Source organism: Kocuria sp. GQ42, from assembly GCF_059758435.1.
Window position 1 is genome coordinate 45,701 of sequence record NZ_JCAXEN010000001.1, and the last position, 21,221, is coordinate 66,921.

A 21,221-nucleotide genomic window follows, 5' to 3' on the forward strand; every position below is an offset into this window, starting at 1 on the left:
GGGGTTCTGTGACCGTGTCGGCTCCGGGTGGTGCCCCCCAACTAGTGGACAAAAGTTATTGACCGGTCGGTAACCCATTTGTGAGCATGTGCAAATCCGAGTCATCCCTCGATGACTGTGAACCGCGTCACGGCCGGGCTACCTCCCGGCCGCCGCTCACCTGGAGGTTCCATGCCCGTCCGCAAGCCCAGCCACTGGATCACCGCGGCCGCCCTGGCCGGCGCCCTGACCCTCACGGCGACCAGTGCCGTCGCGGCCCCCACCCGCGACACCAGCAACAACAACACCACCCACAAGATCACCCAGGCCGTCTCCCAGCAGAAGCTCACGGAGCACCTGAACGCCTTCCAGTCGATCGCGGAGGCCAACGACGGCAACCGCGCCTCCGGCACCTCCGGCTACCAGGCCAGCGTCGACTACGTGGTCGAGAGGCTGCGCGCCGCCGGCTACACCCCGGAGGTCCAGGCGTTCGACTTCCCGTTCTTCCAGGAGCGCACTCCCGCCACGGTCGCCGCGGACGGCACGCAGCTCGCCGCCGGGGACTTCGCGGTGATGACCTACTCCGGCGCGGGCACCGTCACCGGCGCGGTGCAGGCCGTCGACACCACCGGAGCCCGGGTGGGCAGCACCAGCGGCTGCGAGGCGAGCGACTTCGCCGACTTCGAGGCGGGCAGCGTGGCTCTCCTGCAGCGTGGCACCTGCTCCTTCGCGATCAAGGCCGCCAACGCGGAGGCCGCCGGCGCCAGCGCCGTGCTGATCTTCAACACGGGCCTGCCGAACGCGGAGGACGCCGTCGCCGGCACCCTGGGCTCCCCGGAGGCCACGTCCCTGCCGGTGGTCGGGCTCAGCTACCAGGCCGGCGTGGACCTGCTGGACGCCGCCGAGGTCACGGTCGCCACGGACACCGTCTCGGCGACGCGGACCACCTACAACGTCCTCGCCGAGACCGGCTCGGGCGACCCCGAGAACACGGTGATGGTCGGCGCGCACCTGGACGGCGTGCTCGAGGGCGCGGGCATCAGCGACAACGGCACCGGGTCGGCCGGCATCTTGGCCATCGCGGAGGCGATGGCCAAGACGAAGACCGAGAACACCGTGCGCTTCGCCTGGTGGGGCGCGGAGGAGCTCGGCCTGCTGGGCGCCGAGCACTACGTGACCGATCTGCGGGAGAACGACCCCGAGGCGTTCGAGGACATCGCGATGTACCTGAACTTCGACATGATCGGCTCCCCGAACTACGGGCGCTTCGTCTACGACGGCGACGCCTCCACCTTCGACCCGGGCGACACGAACGTCCCCGAGGGCTCCGCGGCGATCGAGGCGGCGTTCCACGAGCACTTCGCCTCGGTGGGGCTGGCCTCCGGCGACACCGAGTTCAGCGGCCGCAGCGACTACGGGCCGTTCATCGAGGCCGACATCCCCTCCGGCGGCCTCTTCACGGGCGCCGAGGGCGTGAAGACCGAGGAGCAGGCCGAGCTGTTCGGCGGCCAGGCCGGTGTCGCCTACGACTCCTGCTACCACTCCGCGTGCGACGACATCTCGAACGTGAACCTCCAGGGCATGGAGGAGATGTCCGACGCCGCCGCGGCCGTCGTCCTGCGCTACGCGATGTCCACCCACGACGTCAACGGCGAGGGCAAGCCCTACCAGCAGAAGGGCAAGGGCGCCGTCGGCCACCCGAAGGGCGACGACCGCGGCCACGGCCCGCACTCCGAGCACGGTCGCGGACACGGACACGGGCACGGCCACGACAAGGCGGCCGCCTGACGTTCCCGAGGCCCAGTGAACGGCCCCGCCCCCGGCAGTTCGTGCCGGGGGCGGGGCCGTTCGCTGCGCCACAATCCGTCCAACCGTTGTGCCGCTGACGTGCAGTTGAGATTCTGGGCACAGGGCTCCACCAGCACGATGGAGCCGACCCCACGGTCGAGCCCCCGATCGGCCCCTGTCCCGGGAGATCTCATGCGTCACCGCACCCACCACCACCGGACCGTGGCCGCCGCCACCCCGACCGCCACGGGGTGGTCCCGGTGACCGCGGCGGGCGTGCCCGTCGGGAAGGTGCTGGAGCACCTCGAGGTGTTCCAGGCCATCGCCAACGCGAACAACGCCAACCGTGCCTCGGGCACGTCCGGCTACCGGGGCAGCGTGGACTACGTGGTCGGCCGGTTGCGGGCGGCCGGCTACGCCCCGCAGGTCCAGAAGTTCACCTTCCCCTTCTTCCAGGAGACCGCCCCGGCCACGGTCAGCGCGGGCGGACGGCAGCTTCCCGCGACCGACGTGGCGGTCATGACCTACTCCGGCTCCGGGACCGTGACGGCGCCGGTGCAGGCCGTGGGGACGACCGGCGAGAAGGCCGCGAGCACCAGCGGGTGCGAGGCCGGGGACTTCGCCGACTTCGTGCCGGGGAACATCGCGCTGCTCCAGCGGGGCACGTGCGCCTTCGGGGTGAAGGCCGCCAACGCTCAGGCCGCCGGGGCCTCCGCGGTGCTGATCTTCAACACCGGACTGGCCGGGGCCGAGGACGCGGTCGCCGGCACCCTGGGCGAACCCGGCGGGGTGACCGTCCCCGTGGTCGGCCTGAGCTACGCGGCCGGCGTGGCCCTGCTGGGCGGGGGCGAGGTGACGGTCAGCACGCAGACCGTCTCCGAGAGCCGGGAGACGTTCAACGTCCTCGCCGAGACGGGCTCCGGCGACGGGCAGCGCACGGTCATGGTCGGCGCCCACCTGGACAGCGTCCCGGAGGGCCCCGGGATCAACGACAACGCGTCCGGATCCGCGGGCATCCTGGCCATCGCCGAGGCGCTCGCGGGCACGGAGACCGCCAACCCGGTGCGCTTCGCCTGGTGGGGCGCGGAGGAGTTCGGCCTGCTCGGGTCCCGCCACTACGTCACGGACCTCAAGACCAACGACGCCGGGACGCTCGGGAACATCGCGTTGTACCTGAACTTCGACATGATCGGCTCCCCGAACCACGGGCGCTTCGTCTACGACGGCGACGCCTCGGCGTTCGGCCCGGAGGGCGGCTCGGTGCCCGCCCCGGCCGGCTCGGCCGCGATCGAGGCGGCCTTCCACGAGCACTTCGGCTCCGTGGGCCTGGCTTCCGGCGAGACCGAGTTCAGCGGCCGCAGCGACTACGGCCCGTTCATCGCCGAGGGCATCGCCTCCGGCGGTCTGTTCACCGGCGCCGAGGGGATCAAGACCGTGGAGCAGGCGGCCCTGTTCGGCGGCCGGGCCGGCATCGGCTACGACTTCTGCTACCACGCGTCCTGCGACGACCTCAGCAACGTCGACCTCCGGACGCTGGAGGAGATGACCGGTGCGGCCTCCGCCGTCGTCCTGCGCTTCGCGAACTCCACCGAGGACCTCGAGACGGAGGGCCGGCGGCTGCTCGGCATCGTGGCGCCCGTTCCCCCCGCCGCTGTCGACCAGGGCCGCGGCCCCAGCAACGCCGCCGCGCAGAGGCAGGCCGAGTGAGGCGGCCGCACTGAGGCCGATGCGGTTCCCGGCGCCACAATCCGTCCGGTCATTGTGCCTCTGACCTGGAGCTGAGATCCTGTGCGCAGGACTCCACCCGCCCGATGGGGCCCATGACGGACACGGTCGAGCCCCCGATCGGCCTCAGGCCCCGGGAGGACCCATGCCGCACCCCACACCCCGCCGATGGACCGTGGCCGCGGCCCTGGCCGGCACCCTCGCGCTCACCGTGCCGAGCGCCGTCGCGGCGGCGCCGCGGGAGGCCGGCGACGCCGGAGCGCTCGCCCCGACCGCCGCGGCCGTGCCCGTGCAGCAGGTGCTGGACCACCTCGAGGTGTTCCAGGCCGTCGCCCACGCCAACGGCGGCAACCGGGCCTCGGGCACCCCGGGCTACCGGGGCAGCGCGGACTACGTGGTCGGCCGGCTGCGCGCCGCCGGCTACGCCCCGCGGGTCCAGAGCTTCTCCTTCCCGTTCTTCCAGGAGGTCGTCCCGACCACCGTGGCCGTGCCCGGCCCGGACGGTGTCCCGCGGACCCTGACCGCGGCGGAGGCGGCCGTCATGGTCTACTCCGGGTCCGGCACGGTGACCGCCCCGGTGCAGGCTGTGGACACCACCGGCGCCCCGGCGGCGAGCACCAGCGGCTGCGAGGCCGAGGACTTCGCCGGCTTCACGGCGGGCAGCGTCGCCCTGCTCCAGCGGGGCACATGCACCTTCGGGGTGAAGGCCGCCAACGCCCAGGCCGCCGGGGCGTCCGCGGTGTTGATCTTCAACACCGGTCTCCCCGGCGAGGAGGGCGTGGTCGCCGGAACGCTCGGGGAGCCCGGCGCCACGACCCTCCCGGTGGTCGGGCTCAGCCACGCGGCCGGGACCGCCCTGCTCGGCGGGGGCGAGGTGACCGTGACGGCGCAGACCGTCTCCGAGAACCGCGAGACCGTCAATGTTCTCGCCGAGACGGGCCCCGGCGATCCCGGGAGCACGGTGATGGTCGGCGCCCACCTGGACAGCGTCCCCGAGAGCGCGGGCATCAACGACAACGGCTCGGGCTCCGCGGGGAGCCTGGCGATCGCAGAAGCGCTCGCGGGCACGGAGACCGCCAACACCGTGCGCTTCGCCTGGTGGGGCGCGGAGGAGTTCGGCCTGCGCGGCTCCCAGCACTACGTCGCGGACCTGAAGGCCAACGACCCCGCCGCGCTGGAGGACATCGCGCTGTACCTGAACTTCGACATGATCGGCTCCCCGAATCACGGGCGCTTCGTCTACGACGGCGACCACTCCGCGTTCCCGCCCGTGCAGGGCCCAGAAGGCCCCGTGATCGCCCCGGCGGGCTCGGCCGCGATCGAGGCGGCCTTCCACGAGCACTTCGGCTCCGTGGGCCTGGCCTCCGGTGAGACCGAGTTCAACGGCCGCAGCGACTACGGCCCGTTCATCGCCGAGGGCGTCCCCTCCGGCGGTCTGTTCACCGGCGCCGAGGGGATCAAGACCGCGGAGCAGGCCGCGCTGTTCGGCGGCCGGGCCGGAGTCGCCTACGACTTCTGCTACCACGGCGCGTGCGACGACCTCGCCAACGTCGACGCCCGGGGGCTGGGCGAGATGACCGACGCGGCGGCAGCCGTGATCCAGCGCTTCGCGGCCTCCACCCGGGACGTCGACGGAGCGGGGGCGGACGAGAGCGTGCAGCAGGACGGGCGCGGGCTCCCGCTCGGTCCGGCCACCGTGGACCAGGGGAGCGGCCCGCGCAGCGCCGCCGCGGAGGCGCAGTCGGAGTGAGGCGCAGCCGGAGTGAGGCCGGCCGAGTGCGACCGGCGGGGTGAGCGGAAGGAGTCAATGTCCCTCTGACCAGGGATTTCCCTCCGCAACTTCGCTGTCGGCCGGGCCGGTGGGTGTTCCACACTGGAGGGATGACCTCCCTCCGGACCACCTGCGCCGCCCTGACCGTCGTCCTCCTGGCGGGCGCCGGCCCCGCGGCGGCCGAGGCCCCCGTGGACTCCCCGCAGGAGTGGACGCAGTACCGGCTCACCTCCGAGAAGAACCCCGTGATCGAGACGGACGGCTCGGTCGTCCCCGCCGAGGACGGCTTCGAGCTGCCCGACGAGGTGCGCGCCACGCCCGTGGTCGTGGGGGACCGGCTGTACGTGGGCACGCACGGCAGCGGCACCCTGCACGCCTTCGACCTCGCCACCGGAGAGCAGCTCTGGCAGGCCCAGGCCCCGAACTGGATCCACTCGGAGATGCTCGTCTCCGAGGGCACCGTCTACGTCGGCTACGGGGACCGCGGCCAGGAGCGCGGGGACGGGCTGCGCGGCGACGGCCCCGGCGGGGTGCTGGCCCTGGACGCCGAGACCGGTGAGCAGAAGTGGGAGTACCCGGTGGACGCCCACGTCATGCCGACCCCCGTGCTGCACGACGGCCGCCTCCACGCCGCGACCGGCGACCGGCACCTGCACGTGATCGACGCCGGGACCGGGGAAGGCCTCGAGCGGGTCGACGTCGGGGCCGTCATGAGCATGTCCGCCCCGGCCGCCGCCGACGGCATGCTCTACACCGGGGCGTTCGACGGCGGCCCACGGGTGGTCGGCTACGACATGGACGCCCGCGAGACCGCCTGGACCACCGAGCTCCCCGAGGCGGGGTCGGGCCTCGACGACGTCCCGCCCGCGGTCTCCGACGGCATCGTGGTCACGACCTCCCACCGGGACATCGTGCCCGCCGAGCAGCTCGAGCACTGGGCCCACGCCCTCTCGGCCGACACCGGCGAGGTGCTCTGGGAACTCCGCCTCGGCGACGGCCCGTTCGTGCCCAACAACAAGTCCGGGGCCCCGACCGTCGCGGACGGCGTGGTCTACGTGGGCAGCCCCACCACCGGGACGCTCTACGCCCTGGACCTCCGGACGGGCGAGGAGCTGTGGAGCCACGACTCCGGCTCCGTCAAGGCCGCCCCCGTGGTGGTCGGCGGGCACGTGGTGTACACGACCACCCAGGGAGAGATCGGCGCGCTCGACGCCGGCACGGGGGCGCTCGTGGGCAGCGAGCAGCTCTCCGACGAGCCGTTGGCCCCCGCCGGGCCGATCGTCGTCGACGACGTGCTGCTGGTGCCCGGCCAGGACGGCATGGTCCACACCCTGGCGCTCGCCGAGCTGACCGGGAGCGCCGGCGACGAGCCGGCCGCCGGCGCGGACGGCACCGACGGCACCGACGAAGCCGGCGACGAGGCGGCCGGCGCCGGCGCAGCGGCGGACACCGGTGCGCCGGGCGGCGGTCTGCTCGGCCCGGCGCTCACCGGTCTGCTCGGCGCCGGCCTGCTCGGCGCGCTCGCGGTGCTCCTCGTGCGCCGCCGCCACGCCGCCCATTGATCCCCCGGCCACCGGGTGGGAGGGTGAGGCCATGACTCCTCCCCGGACCCCCGACCCCGCCGCGCCGACCCGGCGCGGCGTCCTGTTCGACGTCGACGGCACCCTCATCGACTCGAGCTACCTGCACACCGTCGCCTGGTGGCACGCCTTCAACCAGGCCGGTCACGACGTCCCCATGCACCGCATCCACCGGCTCATCGGCATGGGCTCGGAGCAGCTGATCGACGAGCTGCTGCCCGCGGACCGGGACCGGGACGGGGACGACGCCATCGGCGCGGCCCACGGGGCCCTGTTCTCCGTGCACTGGCCGGGGCTCAAGCCCACCCGCGGCGCCGCGGAGCTGCTGCGCCGCTGCACCGACGCGGGGCTCGTGGTGGTGCTGGCGTCGTCGTCGAACGTCACCGAGGTGGCCGCCATGCGGGAGACCCTCGGCTCGGACGACCTGCTCACGGCGGTCACGACCGCCACGGACGCCGAGCACAGCAAGCCCGCCCCGGACATCTTCGCCGCGGCCCTGGAGGCCGGGAACCTGCGCCCCGAGGACGCGATCGTGGTGGGGGACGCCCGCTGGGACGTCGAGTCCGCGTGGAAGCTCGGTCTCGACGCCGTGTGCCTGACCAGCGGCGGGATCAGCGAGGCGGAGCTGCGCGAGGCCGGGGCCGTGGCCGTCTATGCGGACCCGCAGGCCCTCCTGGACGACTTCGAGAACAGCCCGCTGGGTCGGCTCGTCCCGGCGGGCTGAGCGCCCCCGCCGGCTCCCGCGCGGACCGCGCCGCGCACCACCGTGAACGAAAGGCCCCGGAATGACCACCGACGACAGACCCGTCCTCGTGTTCGACGTGAACGAGACCCTCTCCGACATGCGCCCCCTTCGCCACGCCTTCGAGGAGGTCGGGGTGCCGGGGGAGCTGGCGGCCACGTGGTTCGCCTCCGTCCTGCGGGAGGGCTTCGCGCTGGCCGTCCACGGAGAGGCCCAGCCGTTCGCCGTGCTGGGGCAGGAGACGGCGCGCACGCTCTTCACCCTGCATCCGCCGGCCGGGGACGTGGAGGACGCCGTGGCCCGGGTCCTGGACGCCGTGCAGCGGCTGCCCCTGCACGCGGACGTCCCGGACGGGGTGCGCTCCCTGGCCGAGGCCGGGTTCCGGCTCACGGCACTCACCAACGGCTCCGCGACCACCGCCGAGGGCCTGCTCGAGCGCGGGGGCGTGCGGCAGCACTTCGAGCACGTCTGCTCCGTCGAGGAGGCCCCCTGCTGGAAGCCGGCGTCCGAGGCCTACACCTGGGCGAGCGGGGCCTGGGGGGTGCCGCCGGAGCAGATGCTCATGGTCGCGGTGCACCCCTGGGACCTGCACGGCGCCGCCCGGGCGGGGCTGCGCACGGCCTGGATCGACCGGCACGGCTCGCCCTGGCCGGGGTACGCGCGCACCCCGGACCTCAGGGTGTCCGGGGTGCGGGAGCTCGCCGCGCGGCTGGTGGCCGGCGGCGGCGAGCTGACGGCCTGACGGCTCAGCTCACAGCTTGACGACCATCTTGCCGGTGTTGGCCCCGGCGAGCAGGTCGATGAACGCCTGCGGGGCGTCGTCCAGCCCCTCGCGCACGGTCTCGTCCCACCGGATCTCGCCGGCCGCCAGCCAGCCGGCCATCTTCTCGCGGAACTCCGGGCCCAGGTCCTGGTGACCGCTCACCAGGAAGCCCTGCAGGCTCAGCTGCTTGCCGATCGCCAGCGCCAGGTTCCGCGGCGCCGCCGGGGGCTCGGTCGCGTTGTACTGCGAGATCGCCCCGCACAGGCACACGCGGCCGTGGACGTTCAGCGCGGAGATCGCGGCCTCGAGGTGCTCGCCGCCCACGTTGTCGAAGTAGACGTCGATGCCCTCGGGCGCCGCGCGCCGCAGCTGGGGGAGCACCGGGCCGTCGTGGTAGTCGAAGGCGGCGTCGAAGCCGAGCTCCAGCAGGCGGGCGACCTTCTCGGGGGAGCCGGCGCTGCCGATCACGCGGGCGGCGCCGCTGAGCTTCGCGATCTGGCCGACGAGCGAGCCCACGGCCCCGGCGGCGCCGGAGACGAAAACCGTGTCCCCGGGCCGGAACCGTGCGGCCGCCATGAGGCCGGCGTACGCGGTGAGCCCCGGCATGCCGAGCACCCCCAGGTAAGCCGACTCCGGGGCGAGGGCGGGGTCCACCACGGTGGCGGAGGCGGCCTCGACGAGCGCGTGCTCCCGCCAGCCGGCCCCGTGCAGCACCGTGGCGCCCACGGGCAGCTCGGGCGCGGAGGAGGCGATGACCTCGCCCACGGCGCCGCCGTCGAGCGGGCGGTCCACCTGGAACGGCGGGACGTAGGACTTCACGTCGTTCATCCGGCCGCGCATGTACGGGTCCACGGACATCCAGCGGTTGGCGACCACGACCTGGCCGGGGCCGGGCGCGGGCAGCGCGGCCTCCTCGAGCCGGAAGTTCTCGGGCGTGGGGGTGCCGTCGGGGCGGGAGGCGAGCACGACCTGGCGGGTGCTGGTGGGGGAAGTCATCGGTTCTCCTGGGGGTCGAGGGAAAGGGGGTGGGGGAGCGGGGGTCAGTCGTCGGCGACGGTCACGCGGACGTCGACGTTGCCGCGGGTGGCGTTCGAGTACGGGCACACCTGGTGGGCCTTGTCCGCCAGGGCCTGCGCGGTGGCCGGGTCGAGGTCGGGGAGCACGACCTCGAGGTCGACCTCGAGGCCGAAGCCCCCCTGGCCGTCGCCGCCGATGCCCACGCGGGCCCCGACGCTGGAGTCGCCGAGCTTCACCTTCTCCTGCCGGGCCACCATCTGCAGCGCGGAGTGGAAGCACGCGGCGTAGCCCGCGGCGAAGAGCTGCTCGGGGTTGGCGCCGTCGCCGGAGCCGCCCATCTCCTGCGGGACGGCCAGGCCCAGGTCGATCCGGCCGTCGGTGGTGCGGGTGCGGCCGTCGCGGCCGGCGCCGGTGGCGAGGGCCTCGGCGGTGTAGACGGTGTCCATGCTGGTCACTCCTGGGTGTCGGTGGTGGTGGTTCGGGTTCCGGTGCTGTTCGCGCCGGCGCGGTCCGTGGCGTCCGGATCGGCGGGGGCGCCGATCCGCCGGGCCAGGGCCCGCAGCGTCTCCATCTCGGCGGCGGTCAGCCCCGAGGCCTCCAGGACGCGCCGCTGCACGGCCGGGGCGCGCTCGCGCAGCCGGTGGCCGGACGGCGTGAGGTGGACGGTGACCCGCCGCTCGTCGTCGTGCCCCCGGCGGCGCTCGAGGAGCCCGCCGGTCTCCATCCGCTTGAGCAGCGGGGAGAGGGTACCGCTGTCCAGGCGGAGGCGGGAGCCCAGCGCCGAGACGGTCTGGCCGTCCTCCTCCCACAGCGCGAGCAGTGCGAGGTACTGCGGATACGTCAGGCCGAGCTCCGCCAGCGGCTCGCGGTAGGCCGCGGTCGTGGCGCGTGAGGCGGCGTAGAGCGCGAAGCACAGCTGCGCGTCGAGCCGGAGATCTGCGTCCATGACCCCATGGTGGCACATGGGTCAGTTGAGCACAACTCAGTTGTGCACAACCAAAAGTGGGGCGCGGATCAGCGGGTCGCCTCCTCCAGGTGCTCGAGCACGTGCCGGTACGGGTGGCCGGTGGCCTCCGTCATGCCCTGCTCGCACGTGCGGTTGAGGGACGCGTAGGCGTCGAAGCGGCGGCCGGTGACCTCGCGGGCCTCGGCCGCGGTGGCCGAGGCCGTGAACTCGGGGTGCAGCATCCCGCGGTCCCCGGCGTAGGCGCAGCAGCCCCAGTCCTTCGGCACGACCACGTCCTCGCTGATCGCCCGGGACAGGGTCTCGAAGGCGCCGGTGATGCCCAGGTGCACGCTCGAGCACGTGGGGTGCAGCGACATGGACCCGATCGGGCGGCTGACGGTCAGCCGCCCCAGCACCCGGTCCGCCACGAACTCCACCGCGTCCACGAACCGCAGCGCGTGGTAGCGGCCGGACGCCGCCGCCAGCCCGGACATGGTCTCCAGGCCCTCGGTGCAGGACGCGGCGTCGCAGACGACCGGCAGCTCGCCCTGACGGGTCGCCTCCCACAGCCCGGCCAGCGTCCGCTCCGACATCGTGGCGTACCCGGTGGGCAGTCCCTTCGACTTCCACGGTGTCCCGCAGCACAGGTTCCCGATGCCCTCGGGGACGGTGACGTGCACTCCGGCGCGGTCGCACAGCGCCAGGAACGCCTCCGAGGCGGTCAGGCCCGCGCCGCCCCCGGGGCGGGCGGCCGTGCCGAACATCGAGTTGATGCACGCCGGGAAGAACACGGCCTCCGCGGCCGGGTCCCGCCGGTGCGGCCGGGGCGGGCCGCCCGCGGGCAGCTCCGCCTTGTACTGCGGCACGTGCTCGGCGCCGAGGACGGCCCGGGCCGCGGCGGTCGCGGCGGACGGCAGGGCGGCGGGCAGGGCCTTCGCGGCGGTCAGGCCGAGCCCGGCGCCCGTCGTCGTCGCCCCCCACGCCCGCGCGGCGGCGCCCCAGCCGGCGTCCGCGACCCGGCTGTGGTCCTCGGCGCGCAGCCGGCGCACGAGGTCCCCCGTGTTGATGAGCACGGGGCACGCCGTCACGCACATCCCGTCCACGGCGCACGTCTGCAGGCCCTCGTAGTCGTACTCGGCGCGCAGCCGGCCGGCCAGCTCCGTGTCCCCCCGCTCCTCGGCCGCCGCGATCTCCCGGCGGCCCACGATGCGCTGCCGCGGCGTGAGGGTGAGGTCCTTGGACGGGCAGACCGGCTCGCAGTAGCCGCACTCCACGCACCGGTCCACCTCCTGCTCCACCGTGGGCGCGGTCTTGAGATCCCGCACGTAGACCGTAGGGTCCTCGTTGAGCAGCACGCCCGGGTTCAGCAGCGCGCCCGGGTCGACGAGCCGCTTGAGCGCCACCATGACGTCGTAGAGCTCGTCCCCGTACTGCCGGCGCACGAACGGCGCCATGTTGCGGCCCGTGCCGTGCTCGGCCTTGAGCGAGCCGTGGTGGTCGAGGACCAGGGCGACCATGTCCTCGGTGAAGCGCTCGTAGCGGGCCAGCAGGTCCGGGCGGTCGAACTGCTCGTTGAGCATGAAGTGCACGTTGCCGTCCTTGGCGTGCCCGAAGATCACCGAGTCCCGGTAGCCGTGGGCGTCGAAGAGCCCCGTGAGCTGCTCGCAGGTCTCGCCGAGCTCCGCGACGGGGACGACGACGTCCTCGAGCAGCGCGTTGGACCCGCTCGGCCGGGCCCCCGCCACGGTGGTGTAGAGGCCCTTGCGCACGGTCCACAGCGCGGCCCGGGCCGCGGGGTCGTCCGTCAGGGCGGGCGGCGCCGCGAGGTCCAGGGTGCGGAACAGCCCGGCGGCGCCCGCCGAGATCTCCTGCTCCTCCTCGAGCGTGCGGCCCTGGTACTCGACGAGCAGCGCCGCGTGGTCGCGGACGTCGATGTCCAGGATCTGCGCCGGGGCCAGCCCCGTGCGCTGGGAGACCTTCAGGGACGTGGCGTCCAGCAGCTCGACCGTGGCCGAGCGGGCCGCCACCAGGGCGGGGACCGTGCGGGTGGCCGCGGCCAGGTCCGGGAACACCAGCAGCCCCGTGGAGGCGAACGGCAGGATCTCCACCGTCCGGAAGACCGCCTGGGCCACGAAGCCCAGGGTGCCCTCGCTGCCGACCATCAGGTGCTCGAGGATCCGCACCGGCTCGTCGTGGTCCAGGAAGGAGTTGAGGCCGTAGCCCATGGTGTTCTTCATCGAGAACTGCCGCTCGATCGTGCGCACCGACGCCGGGTCGCCGCGCACCCGGTCCCGCAGCCGCAGCAGACCCTCGTGCAGGGCGGGCTCGAGCTCCCGCAGCCGCCGGTCGGCGTCCGGTTCCGCGGTGTCCACCCGGGTCCCGGAGGGCAGGACGAACACCAGGGACTCCAGCGTCCGGTAGGTGTTGGCCTCGGTCCCGCAGGCCATGCCCGAGGAGTTGTTGGCCACCACACCGCCGATCGTGCACGCGGCCTCGCTCGCCGGGTCCGGCCCCAGCTTGTGGCCGTACGGGGCCAGCCGGGCGTTGACCTGCCGCACCGTGGCCCCGGGCTGCACGCGGACCCGCCGGCCGCCGTCCAGCACCTCGATCTCCCGGAAGTTCCGCCGGACGTCGACCAGCACCTGGTCCGTCACGGACTGCCCGGACAGGGACGTCCCGCCGGAGCGGAAGGTCAGGCCCAGGCCGTGGCGGGCGACCGCGCGGAAGAGGTGGCCCATGTCCGCGGCCGAGCGCGGGCGCACCACCGCCGCGGGCTGCAGCAGGTAGTGGGAGGCGTCGTGGGCCAGCGCGCGGTGCTCGAGCTCCGAGGTCACCACCGCGTCGCGGCCGCACCAGGTCCGCAGCTCCTCCAGCAGGGCCTCGGGGGCGGGGGCGGGGCGCGTGCTGGGGGCGGTCATGGGATCTCCTGACGGGGAGGCGGGGCAGCCGGGGTGGTCCACGCCACATCCTATGGTGTGACCACAGGCGCCGCGCCGGGCACCGGCGGGGACCGCCGGTGCCCGACCGCCCGCACCCGTTCGTTCCTGTCCACCGGCCCGGACCGTGCGGGGGGATTGTGGGCGGCGCCGTTTTGGGGGAAGCTCGGGCCACGGGCCCGCCGGCCCGGGAGCCGACCCGTTGGAGGAGACCACCATGGACCCCATCTGCCCGTCCTGCGGCGGACCCCTGCGCCAGATCCCCGAGGACCAGTGGCCCGAGGGCGGCCCGGTGCCGGAGGGCACGGTCGAGATGTACCTGTGCGACAAGACCAACCACCGGATCATCGTGGCGGTCCCCGAGATCTCCGGGTGAGCGACCCCGAGCCGGAGGTCCGCCGGGCGGTGGTGGTGCACGGCTACGACGCCGCCCCCGACCAGCACTGGTTCCCGTGGCTGCGCGAACGGCTCGCCGCCGAGGGCGTGCGGACCGAGGTCGTGGAGCTGCCGGAGCCGTCCTTCCCGGAAGCCGGGGCGTGGCTGGCCGCCGTGGCACGGGCGGTCGGCGAGCCGGACCCGCACACCCACCTGGTGGGCCACAGCCTGGGCTGCATCACCCTCCTGCGCCACCTCGCCGGTCTGCCCCAGCCGTGGACGCTGGGCGGGCTGGTGCTCGTGGCCGGGTTCACGGGACGGCTCGAGGCCGTGCCCCTCCTCGACGAGTTCCTCGCCGAGGACGTGGACGTCTCCGCCGTGCGCGCCAACACCCGGCGCCGCCTGGTGCTGCGCTCGGACGACGACCCGACCGTGCCGGCGGCCGCCACCGAGGCGCTCGCCGCGCGGCTCGGCGCCCCCGTGCGGGTGGTGCCGCGGGCGGGACACTTCTGCGGCTCCGACGGCGTCACCCGCCTGCCCGCGGTGCTCGAGGCCCTGGTGCCGCGCGGCGGCTGAAGGGGCCCGCGCGCGGCCGGCCGGGGAGACCCGCTCAGTCCGTGAGCGTCAGCAGCACGGCCTCGGGCGGGCAGAACAGCCGGATCGGGGCGAAGCGGGACGTCCCCAGGCCCGCCGACACGTTGACCGGCACCCCGCCCTGGGTGATGAGCCCCTTGCAGCGCTCCGGCTCGAGGTCGCAGTTGCTGACCAGCGCCCGCCCGCCCGGCAGGCAGACCTGCCCGCCGTGCGTGTGCCCGGCCAGCACCAGCTGCGCGCCGTCTGCCGCGAAGCGGTCGAGGGTCCGCAGGTAGGGGGCGTGGGCCACCCCGAGGCGCAGGTCCGCCGTCGCGGGGTCACCGAAGCCGGGGTGCCGGTCGTAGCCCAGGTGCGGGTCGTCCACCCCGGACAGGTCCAGGGTGAGGCCCGCGACCTCCATCCGGGCGGAGCGGTTGATCAGCGGCGTCCAGCCCGCGGCGTCGAACGCGTCGTGCATGTCCTGGGTGGGCAGCCGGGGCGCCTCGTCCCGGCCCTCACCGGAGGTGTCCCGCCACAGGTAGCGGAACGGGTTCTTGGGTCGCGGCGCGAAATAGCAGTTGGACCCCGGGACGTAGGCCCCGGGGAAGCGGAACAGCGGCTCCAGGATCTCCAGCAGCCACGGCAGCGCCCCGGGGTGGGAGAGGTTGTCCCCGGTGTCCACCACGAGGTCCGGCTCCAGCGCCGCGAGCGAGTGCACGAACTCCCGCACGGCGCGCTGGCCGGGCCAGACGTGCAGGTCCGACAGGTGCAGGATCCGCAGCGGCGCGCTGCCCTCGGGCAGCAGCCGGAGCCGTTCCGTGCGCAGCTGGAAGCGGCGGCGCTCGACGACGACGCCCCACGCGCCGAGGCCCGCCGCCGCCCCGGCACCGGCCGCCGTCACGGCGGCGGCGGTACGCAGGGCGGGCGCGACGGCGCCCCGGGGGATGTGCACGCGATCCACTCCCGCTCCCGGCCTCAGCCGGGCTCCGAGGTGCCGTTGCGGCCCTCGAGCACACGGTCGGAGGGCTCCTCGAACTCGTCCGTGTCGTAGTCCCGGGCCACCTCCTCCATGAACCGCTGCCACTGGCCGCCGGCGTAGGTGGAGCCGTCCACCCAGTCGTCGCCCTCGGTGCGCTCCCCGCCGATCGACAGCCCGTTCAGGGACCGGGAGCCGAACTCGTAGTTGCCGACCCAGGACGCGGTGGCCAGGCCGCGGGTGTAGCCGATCATCCACGTCTGGGTGGAGTTGTCGGTGGTGCCGGTCTTGGCGGCGGAGGCGCCCGGCAGGCCGATCTCCCGCTGCCAGCCGGAGCCGCGGACCAGGGTCTGGTTGAGCGCGAAGTTCACGCCGTCGGCCACGTCCTCGCTGATCACGCGCTCGCAGGACGTCTCGGGGATCTCGTACTCCTTGCCCGTGTAGTCCACGACCCGCTCGAGGGCGCGGGGCTCGCACATCTCGCCGCGGTTGGCGAACGCCGAGTAGGCCCGGGCCATGGTCATCGGGGAGATGTCCACGGAGCCGCCCAGCAGGGACGCCAGGACCGTGGTGTCCACGGGCTCGCCGTCCTTGCCGTTGACGATGCCCAGGGACTCGGAGATCTCCCCGATGTCGCACAGGTCGAGGTCCTCGGCCATCGCGTAGATCGCGGTGTTGATCGAGTTGTACAGGCCGAAGTCGGCCTCCATCTCCCTGGTGTAGCCGGACTCGGCGTTCTGGATCTCGAAGCCCTCACCGTTGTTGCCGGGCTCGATCTTGTACCCGCGCTCCAGGCACGAGGCCTCCCACCGGTGGTCAGCGGGCCACCGGGTGCGGGTCGCGTCGATCTCGTCCTCCGCGCCGTTGCCGGCGTCGATCCACGCGGCGTACGTCAGGGGCTTGTAGGTCGAGCCGACCTGGAAGCCGCCGGCCCCGCCCATCCACGAGTCCACGTTGAAGTTGTACGTGGTGTTGGAGGCGCCCTCGCCGGTGGAGTAGTAGGTGTTCTGCGCCATCGCCACGATGTCGCCGTTGGTCGGCTCGAGAGAGACGAGCGCGGTGGAGACGTTGTCCGGGTTGTCGTCCCGCGGCTGGGTCTCGTTGACCGACTCCTGGGCCGCGCGCTGGGCGTCGACGTCGAGCGTGGTGGTGATGGTGAGCCCGCCGAGCTGCAGGGTCTTGAGCCGCTCCTCGGGCGTCTCGCCGAACGCCGAGTCCTGGAGGATGGAGTTCTCCACGTAGTCGCAGAAGTAGGGGGCGATCTCGGCGGCCGTGCACCCGGAGTTGGTGGGGTTGGGGTCCACCTCGATGGGCTCGGCGGCCGCGGTCGCGTGCTCCTCCTGGGTGATGGCCCCGGTGGTGAGCATCGTGTCCAGCACGATGTTGCGCCGCTCGGTGGCCGCCTCCGGGTTCGCGGCGGGGTCGTAGTAGTTGGGCGACTGCACCATCCCGGCCAGGACGGCGGACTGGGAGACGCTCAGGTCGGACGCGGGGATGCCCCAGTAGTACTGGGCGGCCGCCTCCACGCCGTAGTTCTGCCCGCCGAAGAGCACCATGTTGAGGTAGCCCTCGAGGATCTCGTCCTTGCTCAGCTCCTGCTCCATGGACAGGGCGAGCTTGATCTCCTTGATCTTGTCCGTGTAGCCCTTGTCGGCGCCGATGGTGGTGGCCTCCTCGCCGGCGCGGACCTGGGAGTCGATGAGCAGGTTGTTCACGTACTGCTGCGTGATGGTCGACGCGCCCTGGCGGGCGTCCGGGCGGATGATGTTGTTGCCCAGGGCGCGCAGGATGCCGCCGAGGTCCACGCCGCCGTGCTCGTAGAAGTCGCGGTCCTCGATCGCGAGGATCGCGGCACTCATGTGCGGGGACATCTCGTCCAGGGACACGGGGGTGCGGTTCTGCGCGTAGAACGAGGCGATCTCGGTCCCGTCCCGTGCCACCACGGTGGAGGCGCGCGACATCGGCCCCGCCTCCATCTGGGCCGGGAGGTCCTTGAACCACCCGATGGAGGCGTTGGCGGCGAGACCGGTGGCGGCTGCGGGGGGGACCAGGAGACCGGCGGCCACGATGCCGGCAACGACGCTCGTGGCGATGAACGCCACGACGTTGCCCAGGGCTGACGGTGCCTGCGCGGCAGGGTTCTTGCGGGAAGCCATTCGGACAGTCTACAAGCGCGAACCTGGCCGCCGCCGGTGTGCGGCCCGTCACGGCGGAGCGCGTCCCCGCGTTCGTGGCTACGCTGGGGCCATGACTACCTGGGAATACGCCACCGTGCCGCTCATGATCCACGCCACCAAGCAGATCCTCGACAACTGGGGCGACGACGGGTGGGAGCTCGTCACCGTGCTCCCCGGCAGCACCCCCGCCGACGTCCCGGCGGGCAACGTGAACGCCCCCGTCCAGACCAACCCCATCGCCTACTTCAAGCGCCCCAAGGCCTGACGCCCGGACACCGCCGCCCCCCACCACACCGGAGGACTTCCATGAGCAACGGCTCCGCCGTCGAATCCCGCATCGCCGAGCTCGGCCTCGAGCTCCCGGCGGTCGCGGCCCCCGTGGCCGCCTACGTGCCCGCCGTGGTCACCGGCTCGTGGGTGCACACCTCGGGCCAGCTGCCCTTCGTGGACGGGCAGCTGCCCGCCACCGGCAAGGTGTCCGCGTCCGGGGCGGCGGGCACCGTCTCTCCCGAGGACGCCCACGCGCTCGCGGCCCGCGCCGCCCTCAACGCCGTGGCCGCGGTCAAGGAGGCCGTCGGGGACCTGGACCGGGTGGTCCGGGTCGTCAAGGTCGTCGGCTTCGTGGCCTCCGACCCGGGCTTCACCGGTCAGCCCGGGGTGATCAACGGCGCCTCCGAGCTGCTGGGCCGGATCTTCGGCGACGCCGGGGTGCACGCCCGCTCCGCGGTGGGCGTCGCGGTCCTGCCGCTCGACGCGCCGGTCGAGGTGGAGCTCGTTGCCGAGTTCCGCTGATTCGCAGCCCCCGTCCCCGCGGCAGGGCCGCCCGCCGGCCGTGCGCTGGTTCGAGATCCCGGAGGGCCAGCGCGGGGCCGCGCAGGCCTGGCTCGAGCGGGGCGCCGGCATCCCCGGCAGCGCCCCCTCGCCCGCCGCCGCGGTGGTGTTCGTGCGGGACGGCGACCACGGCGTGGAGACCTACCTCAAGTACCGCCCGGGCAACTCACCGCTCGGCACCGTCGGGTTCCCCGGCGGGACCCTCGAGCCCCACGACGACGAACCCCTCGACTGGGCCGGGCCCAGCCCCGCGGACTGGGCGCGCAGGCTCGGCGTCGAGGACGACCTCGGCCGGGCGCGGCGCACCGTGGTCGCCGCGGTCCGCAAGGCGTTCGAGGAGGCCGGCGTCCTGCTGGCCGGGTCGGACACGATGAGCACCATCGAGTCCGTGGAGGGCGCCGAGTGGATGCGATCCCGGGAGGCGCTCGCCGTGGGGGACGTGTCCCTCGCCCAGGTGCTCGGCCGGCGCCGGCTCGTGCTGCGCTCCGACCTGCTCAAGCCCCTCGCGCACTGGATCACCTCCGACTTCGCCCACCGCCGGTACGACATCCACTACTTCACCGCGGTCGTCCCCGACGGGCAGGCCCCGTCCGTGCTCGAGTCGAAGGGCGTCTGGGGCCGCTGGGTGGACGCCGCGCAGGCCGTGGCCGACCCTGCGGGCAGCTGGCTCGGGGACCTCGTGGGGCAGGAGGACACCGTGGGCCGCACGATCGACGACCTCTCCTCGCCCGGTGTGCAGTGCGTGCTCGAGTCGGTCGCCGAGTGCACCTCGGCGATCGCCTTCCTGGCCAGGAAGCGGGCCGTGGTGGCCCGCAACCCGGTGCTCGAGGTGCACGACGGCCGGCCCGTGCTGCGCCTCGACCTGACCTGAGCCGCCCCGGGCCCGCACACGCGGACGGCCCGGTCACCCGTGAGGGTGACCGGGCCGTCCCGGTGCCGGGGCAGGAGTCAGCGGCTGCGCTGCTTGAGCCGCTGCAGGTCGAGGATCACCACGGCGCGCGCCTCGAGCCGGATCCAGCCGCGCTGGACGAACTCGGCCAGGGCCTTGTTCACGGTCTCGCGGGACGCGCCGACGAGCTGGGCCAGCTCCTCCTGGGTGAGCTCGTGCGCCACGAGGATGCCGTCGGTGGCGGGCCGGCCGAACCGGTCGGCCAGGTCCAGCAGCGCTTTCGCCACCCGGCCGGGCACGTCGGAGAAGACCAGGTCGGCGAGGCTCTCGTTGGTGCGCCGCAGCCGGCGGGCCAGGGCCTGCAGCAGCTGCGCGGAGACGTCGGGGGAGCGCTCGATGACCTTCTTGAGGTTCTCGTGCTTGAGCCCGGCCAGGCGCGTCTCGGACACGGCGGTCGCGGACGTGGAGCGCGGGCTCGGGTCGAACAGCGCCATCTCGCCGAACAGCTCGCCCGGGCCCATGATCGCCACGAGGCTCTCGCGGCCGTCCGGGGCGGTGCGGCCGAGCTTGATCTTGCCCGAGATGATGAAGTACAGCTGGTCGCCCGGATCGCCCTCGTGGAACAGCGTGGAGCCGCGCGAGAGGTCGACCTCGGTGAGCTCCTCGGTGAGGGCGGCGAAGGCCTGGTCGTCCAGGGACGCGAACAGGGGAGCGCGGCGGAGGACGTCGATATCCATGGTTCTCCTCAAGATGTGCCGCCGGGCCGTTGCCCGTGGCGGCCGATGTCAGCGGGAGTCGCCCGCACCGGTGTGTGAGCGACCTAACGTACCTGACGTTCACTGTAGTGTCTCCGGCCCGCGAATCCCAAGGACGGACGCGGCCGGCCCGGGCGGGGTGGCAGGCCCGCTCCACGGATCTCCCAGCCGCGCTCCCTATGCTGGTGGCTCGCTCCCCGGCTCCCGGCCCCGAAGAAACCGCAGAGGAACCCGATGTCTCCGTCCTTCAACCTGCTCGACGTCCTCCTGGCCGTCGTGCTCCTGGGCTACCTCTTCTACGGGTTCAGTCGCGGCTTCTTCAACTCCCTGTTCTCCCTGGCCGGACTCGTGCTCGGCGGGGTGGCGGCGTTCTCGGCCGCCCCGTGGGTGAGCGCGCAGGTGGACCCGCAGTACCGGGTGGGCGCCGTGCTCGCCACGGTCCTGGTCCTGCTGGTGGCGGGGCAGATGCTGGGCGGGCTGCTGGGCCGCGCCCTGTCCGCCGTGACCGAGCGCATGCGCCTGGGCGCGCTCAACCGGATCGCCGGGGCGGCCCTCGACGTGGCCGTCGCCGCGCTCGTGCTCTCGCTGCTCGCCTCGCTGGTCGGCCAGCTGGGCATCCCGACCGTGTCCCAGCAGGTGGCGTCCTCGACCGTGCTGCGCACGATCGACGAGCACACCCCGGGACCGGTGCGCGCGGCGGTGACCGAGGCCCGGGACGCCGTGGGCGGGGCCACCGGCATCCGTCAGCTCGACGAGCTGCTCTTCCCCGCCGAGGAGGCCCCCGACGAGAGCACGAGCACGCCCGCGCTGCAGGCGGCCGGGCAGTCCGTGGTGCAGGTCTACGGCATGGCGGTGGAGTGCCGCCAGAACCAGACCGGCTCGGGCTTCGTGACCGACGCCGGGCAGGTGGTCACCAACGCGCACGTGGTGGCCGGGGTGGACGAGCCGGTGGTGCAGACCCGGGACGGGCAGGTGCACGCCGCCGCCGTCGTCCACTACGACCCGGGCTCCGACCTCGCCGTCCTCTCCGCGCCGTCCCTGCCGCTGGCCGCGCTGCCGCTCGGGACGGACCCCGCGGCCGGGGACTCGGTCGCCTTCATGGGCTACCCCCTGGGCGGGCCGTTCGCCGCCGGGCCCGCCACCGTGCAGGGCACCGCGCTCGCACCCGTGGAGGGGACCGGCGGGACGATGGAGATCATCCAGCTGGCCGGTCAGGTGCAGCAGGGCAACTCCGGCGGCCCGCTCGTGGCGCAGGACGGCTCCGTCGTCGGCGTCGTCTTCGCCAAGGCCCTCGAGGGGCAGGTCGGCTACGCCCTCACCCTGGACGAGCTGCGCGGGGCGCTGGGCGCCGCCGCGGGCGCGACCCAGGCCGTGGACTCCGGCTCCTGCGCCGCCTGAG

General features: G+C 73.8%; 19 protein-coding genes. 12 read left to right on the forward strand and 7 right to left on the reverse strand.

What is annotated here, in order from left to right:
- Positions 1 to 171: 171 nt before the first annotated feature.
- The 6 genes from AC6CH6_RS00230 (at position 172) to AC6CH6_RS00255 (ending at position 8,326) form a co-directional block, all read left to right on the forward strand.
- Positions 172 to 1,767, forward strand: coding sequence for a M20/M25/M40 family metallo-hydrolase (locus tag AC6CH6_RS00230; RefSeq protein WP_498253650.1), 1,596 nt, complete (start codon positions 172 to 174; stop codon positions 1,765 to 1,767).
- A gap of 260 nt (positions 1,768 to 2,027) precedes the next feature.
- The gene (locus tag AC6CH6_RS00235; RefSeq protein ID WP_498253651.1) at positions 2,028 to 3,473 is read left to right on the forward strand and encodes a M28 family peptidase; all 1,446 of its coding nucleotides are present in this window, start codon (positions 2,028 to 2,030) and stop codon (positions 3,471 to 3,473) included.
- A 163-nt stretch (positions 3,474 to 3,636) separates the two neighbouring features.
- Positions 3,637 to 5,241, forward strand: coding sequence for a M28 family peptidase (locus AC6CH6_RS00240; RefSeq protein WP_498253652.1), 1,605 nt, complete (start codon positions 3,637 to 3,639; stop codon positions 5,239 to 5,241).
- A 131-nt stretch (positions 5,242 to 5,372) separates the two neighbouring features.
- Positions 5,373 to 6,824, forward strand: coding sequence for an outer membrane protein assembly factor BamB family protein (locus AC6CH6_RS00245; RefSeq protein ID WP_498253653.1), 1,452 nt, complete (start codon positions 5,373 to 5,375; stop codon positions 6,822 to 6,824).
- A gap of 31 nt (positions 6,825 to 6,855) precedes the next feature.
- Complete coding sequence (locus AC6CH6_RS00250; RefSeq protein WP_498253654.1) at positions 6,856 to 7,566, forward strand: HAD family hydrolase; 711 nt, start codon at positions 6,856 to 6,858, stop codon at positions 7,564 to 7,566.
- Positions 7,567 to 7,627: 61 nt separating this feature from the next.
- Positions 7,628 to 8,326 (forward strand): haloacid dehalogenase type II, encoded by a 699-nt coding sequence (locus AC6CH6_RS00255; protein WP_498253655.1) that lies wholly within the window; start codon positions 7,628 to 7,630, stop codon positions 8,324 to 8,326.
- Between the two features lie 9 nt (positions 8,327 to 8,335).
- On the opposite strand, the gene AC6CH6_RS00260 is transcribed toward AC6CH6_RS00255, so the two are convergent.
- From AC6CH6_RS00260 to AC6CH6_RS00275, 4 genes are all read right to left on the reverse strand, one after another.
- Positions 8,336 to 9,343, reverse strand: a complete 1,008-nt coding sequence (locus AC6CH6_RS00260; RefSeq protein WP_498253656.1) for an NADP-dependent oxidoreductase — start codon at positions 9,341 to 9,343, stop codon at positions 8,336 to 8,338.
- A gap of 44 nt (positions 9,344 to 9,387) precedes the next feature.
- On the reverse strand, positions 9,388 to 9,810 hold the full coding sequence (locus AC6CH6_RS00265) for an organic hydroperoxide resistance protein (RefSeq protein WP_133409220.1): 423 nt from the start codon (positions 9,808 to 9,810) through the stop codon (positions 9,388 to 9,390).
- 5 nt (positions 9,811 to 9,815) lie between these two features.
- A complete protein-coding gene (locus tag AC6CH6_RS00270; RefSeq protein WP_498253657.1) occupies positions 9,816 to 10,310 on the reverse strand; it encodes a MarR family winged helix-turn-helix transcriptional regulator in 495 nt (164 codons plus the stop codon).
- Between the two features lie 68 nt (positions 10,311 to 10,378).
- On the reverse strand, positions 10,379 to 13,228 hold the full coding sequence (locus AC6CH6_RS00275) for an FAD-binding and (Fe-S)-binding domain-containing protein (RefSeq protein WP_498253658.1): 2,850 nt from the start codon (positions 13,226 to 13,228) through the stop codon (positions 10,379 to 10,381).
- A 235-nt stretch (positions 13,229 to 13,463) separates the two neighbouring features.
- On the opposite strand from AC6CH6_RS00275, the gene AC6CH6_RS00280 reads away from it, so the two are divergent.
- Positions 13,464 to 13,622: a hypothetical protein gene (locus AC6CH6_RS00280; protein ID WP_165979625.1), complete on the forward strand. Its 159-nt coding sequence runs from the start codon at positions 13,464 to 13,466 to the stop codon at positions 13,620 to 13,622.
- On the forward strand, positions 13,619 to 14,197 hold the full coding sequence (locus AC6CH6_RS00285) for an RBBP9/YdeN family alpha/beta hydrolase (RefSeq protein ID WP_498253659.1): 579 nt from the start codon (positions 13,619 to 13,621) through the stop codon (positions 14,195 to 14,197). The genes AC6CH6_RS00280 and AC6CH6_RS00285 overlap by 4 nt, the downstream gene beginning before the upstream one ends.
- Before the next feature lie 34 nt (positions 14,198 to 14,231).
- On the opposite strand, the gene AC6CH6_RS00290 is transcribed toward AC6CH6_RS00285, so the two are convergent.
- Together AC6CH6_RS00290 and AC6CH6_RS00295 are read right to left on the reverse strand one after the other, a co-directional pair.
- On the reverse strand, positions 14,232 to 15,146 hold the full coding sequence (locus AC6CH6_RS00290; protein WP_498253660.1) for a metallophosphoesterase: 915 nt from the start codon (positions 15,144 to 15,146) through the stop codon (positions 14,232 to 14,234).
- Between the two features lie 23 nt (positions 15,147 to 15,169).
- Positions 15,170 to 17,326, reverse strand: coding sequence for a transglycosylase domain-containing protein (locus AC6CH6_RS00295; RefSeq protein ID WP_498253661.1), 2,157 nt, complete (start codon positions 17,324 to 17,326; stop codon positions 15,170 to 15,172).
- Positions 17,327 to 17,417: 91 nt separating this feature from the next.
- Here AC6CH6_RS00295 and AC6CH6_RS00300 point away from each other — a divergent pair, with 91 nt between their 5' ends.
- Genes AC6CH6_RS00300 through AC6CH6_RS00310 form a run of 3 tightly spaced genes read left to right on the forward strand, consistent with a single transcriptional unit; the run spans position 17,418 to position 19,049 of the window.
- The gene (locus AC6CH6_RS00300; protein WP_133409226.1) at positions 17,418 to 17,612 is read left to right on the forward strand and encodes a DUF4177 domain-containing protein; all 195 of its coding nucleotides are present in this window, start codon (positions 17,418 to 17,420) and stop codon (positions 17,610 to 17,612) included.
- A 41-nt stretch (positions 17,613 to 17,653) separates the two neighbouring features.
- Positions 17,654 to 18,139, forward strand: a complete 486-nt coding sequence (locus AC6CH6_RS00305; RefSeq protein ID WP_368810048.1) for a RidA family protein — start codon at positions 17,654 to 17,656, stop codon at positions 18,137 to 18,139.
- Positions 18,123 to 19,049: an NUDIX hydrolase gene (locus AC6CH6_RS00310; RefSeq protein ID WP_498253662.1), complete on the forward strand. Its 927-nt coding sequence runs from the start codon at positions 18,123 to 18,125 to the stop codon at positions 19,047 to 19,049. The genes AC6CH6_RS00305 and AC6CH6_RS00310 overlap by 17 nt, the downstream gene beginning before the upstream one ends.
- A gap of 77 nt (positions 19,050 to 19,126) precedes the next feature.
- On the opposite strand, the gene AC6CH6_RS00315 is transcribed toward AC6CH6_RS00310, so the two are convergent.
- On the reverse strand, positions 19,127 to 19,804 hold the full coding sequence (locus tag AC6CH6_RS00315) for a Crp/Fnr family transcriptional regulator (RefSeq protein WP_017832519.1): 678 nt from the start codon (positions 19,802 to 19,804) through the stop codon (positions 19,127 to 19,129).
- 252 nt (positions 19,805 to 20,056) lie between these two features.
- Between AC6CH6_RS00315 and AC6CH6_RS00320 the strand changes: the two genes are divergently transcribed.
- Positions 20,057 to 21,220 carry a MarP family serine protease gene (locus AC6CH6_RS00320; RefSeq protein ID WP_498253663.1) on the forward strand — a complete coding sequence of 388 codons (1,164 nt, stop codon included), beginning with the start codon at positions 20,057 to 20,059 and terminating at the stop codon, positions 21,218 to 21,220.
- Position 21,221: the final 1 nt, after the last annotated feature.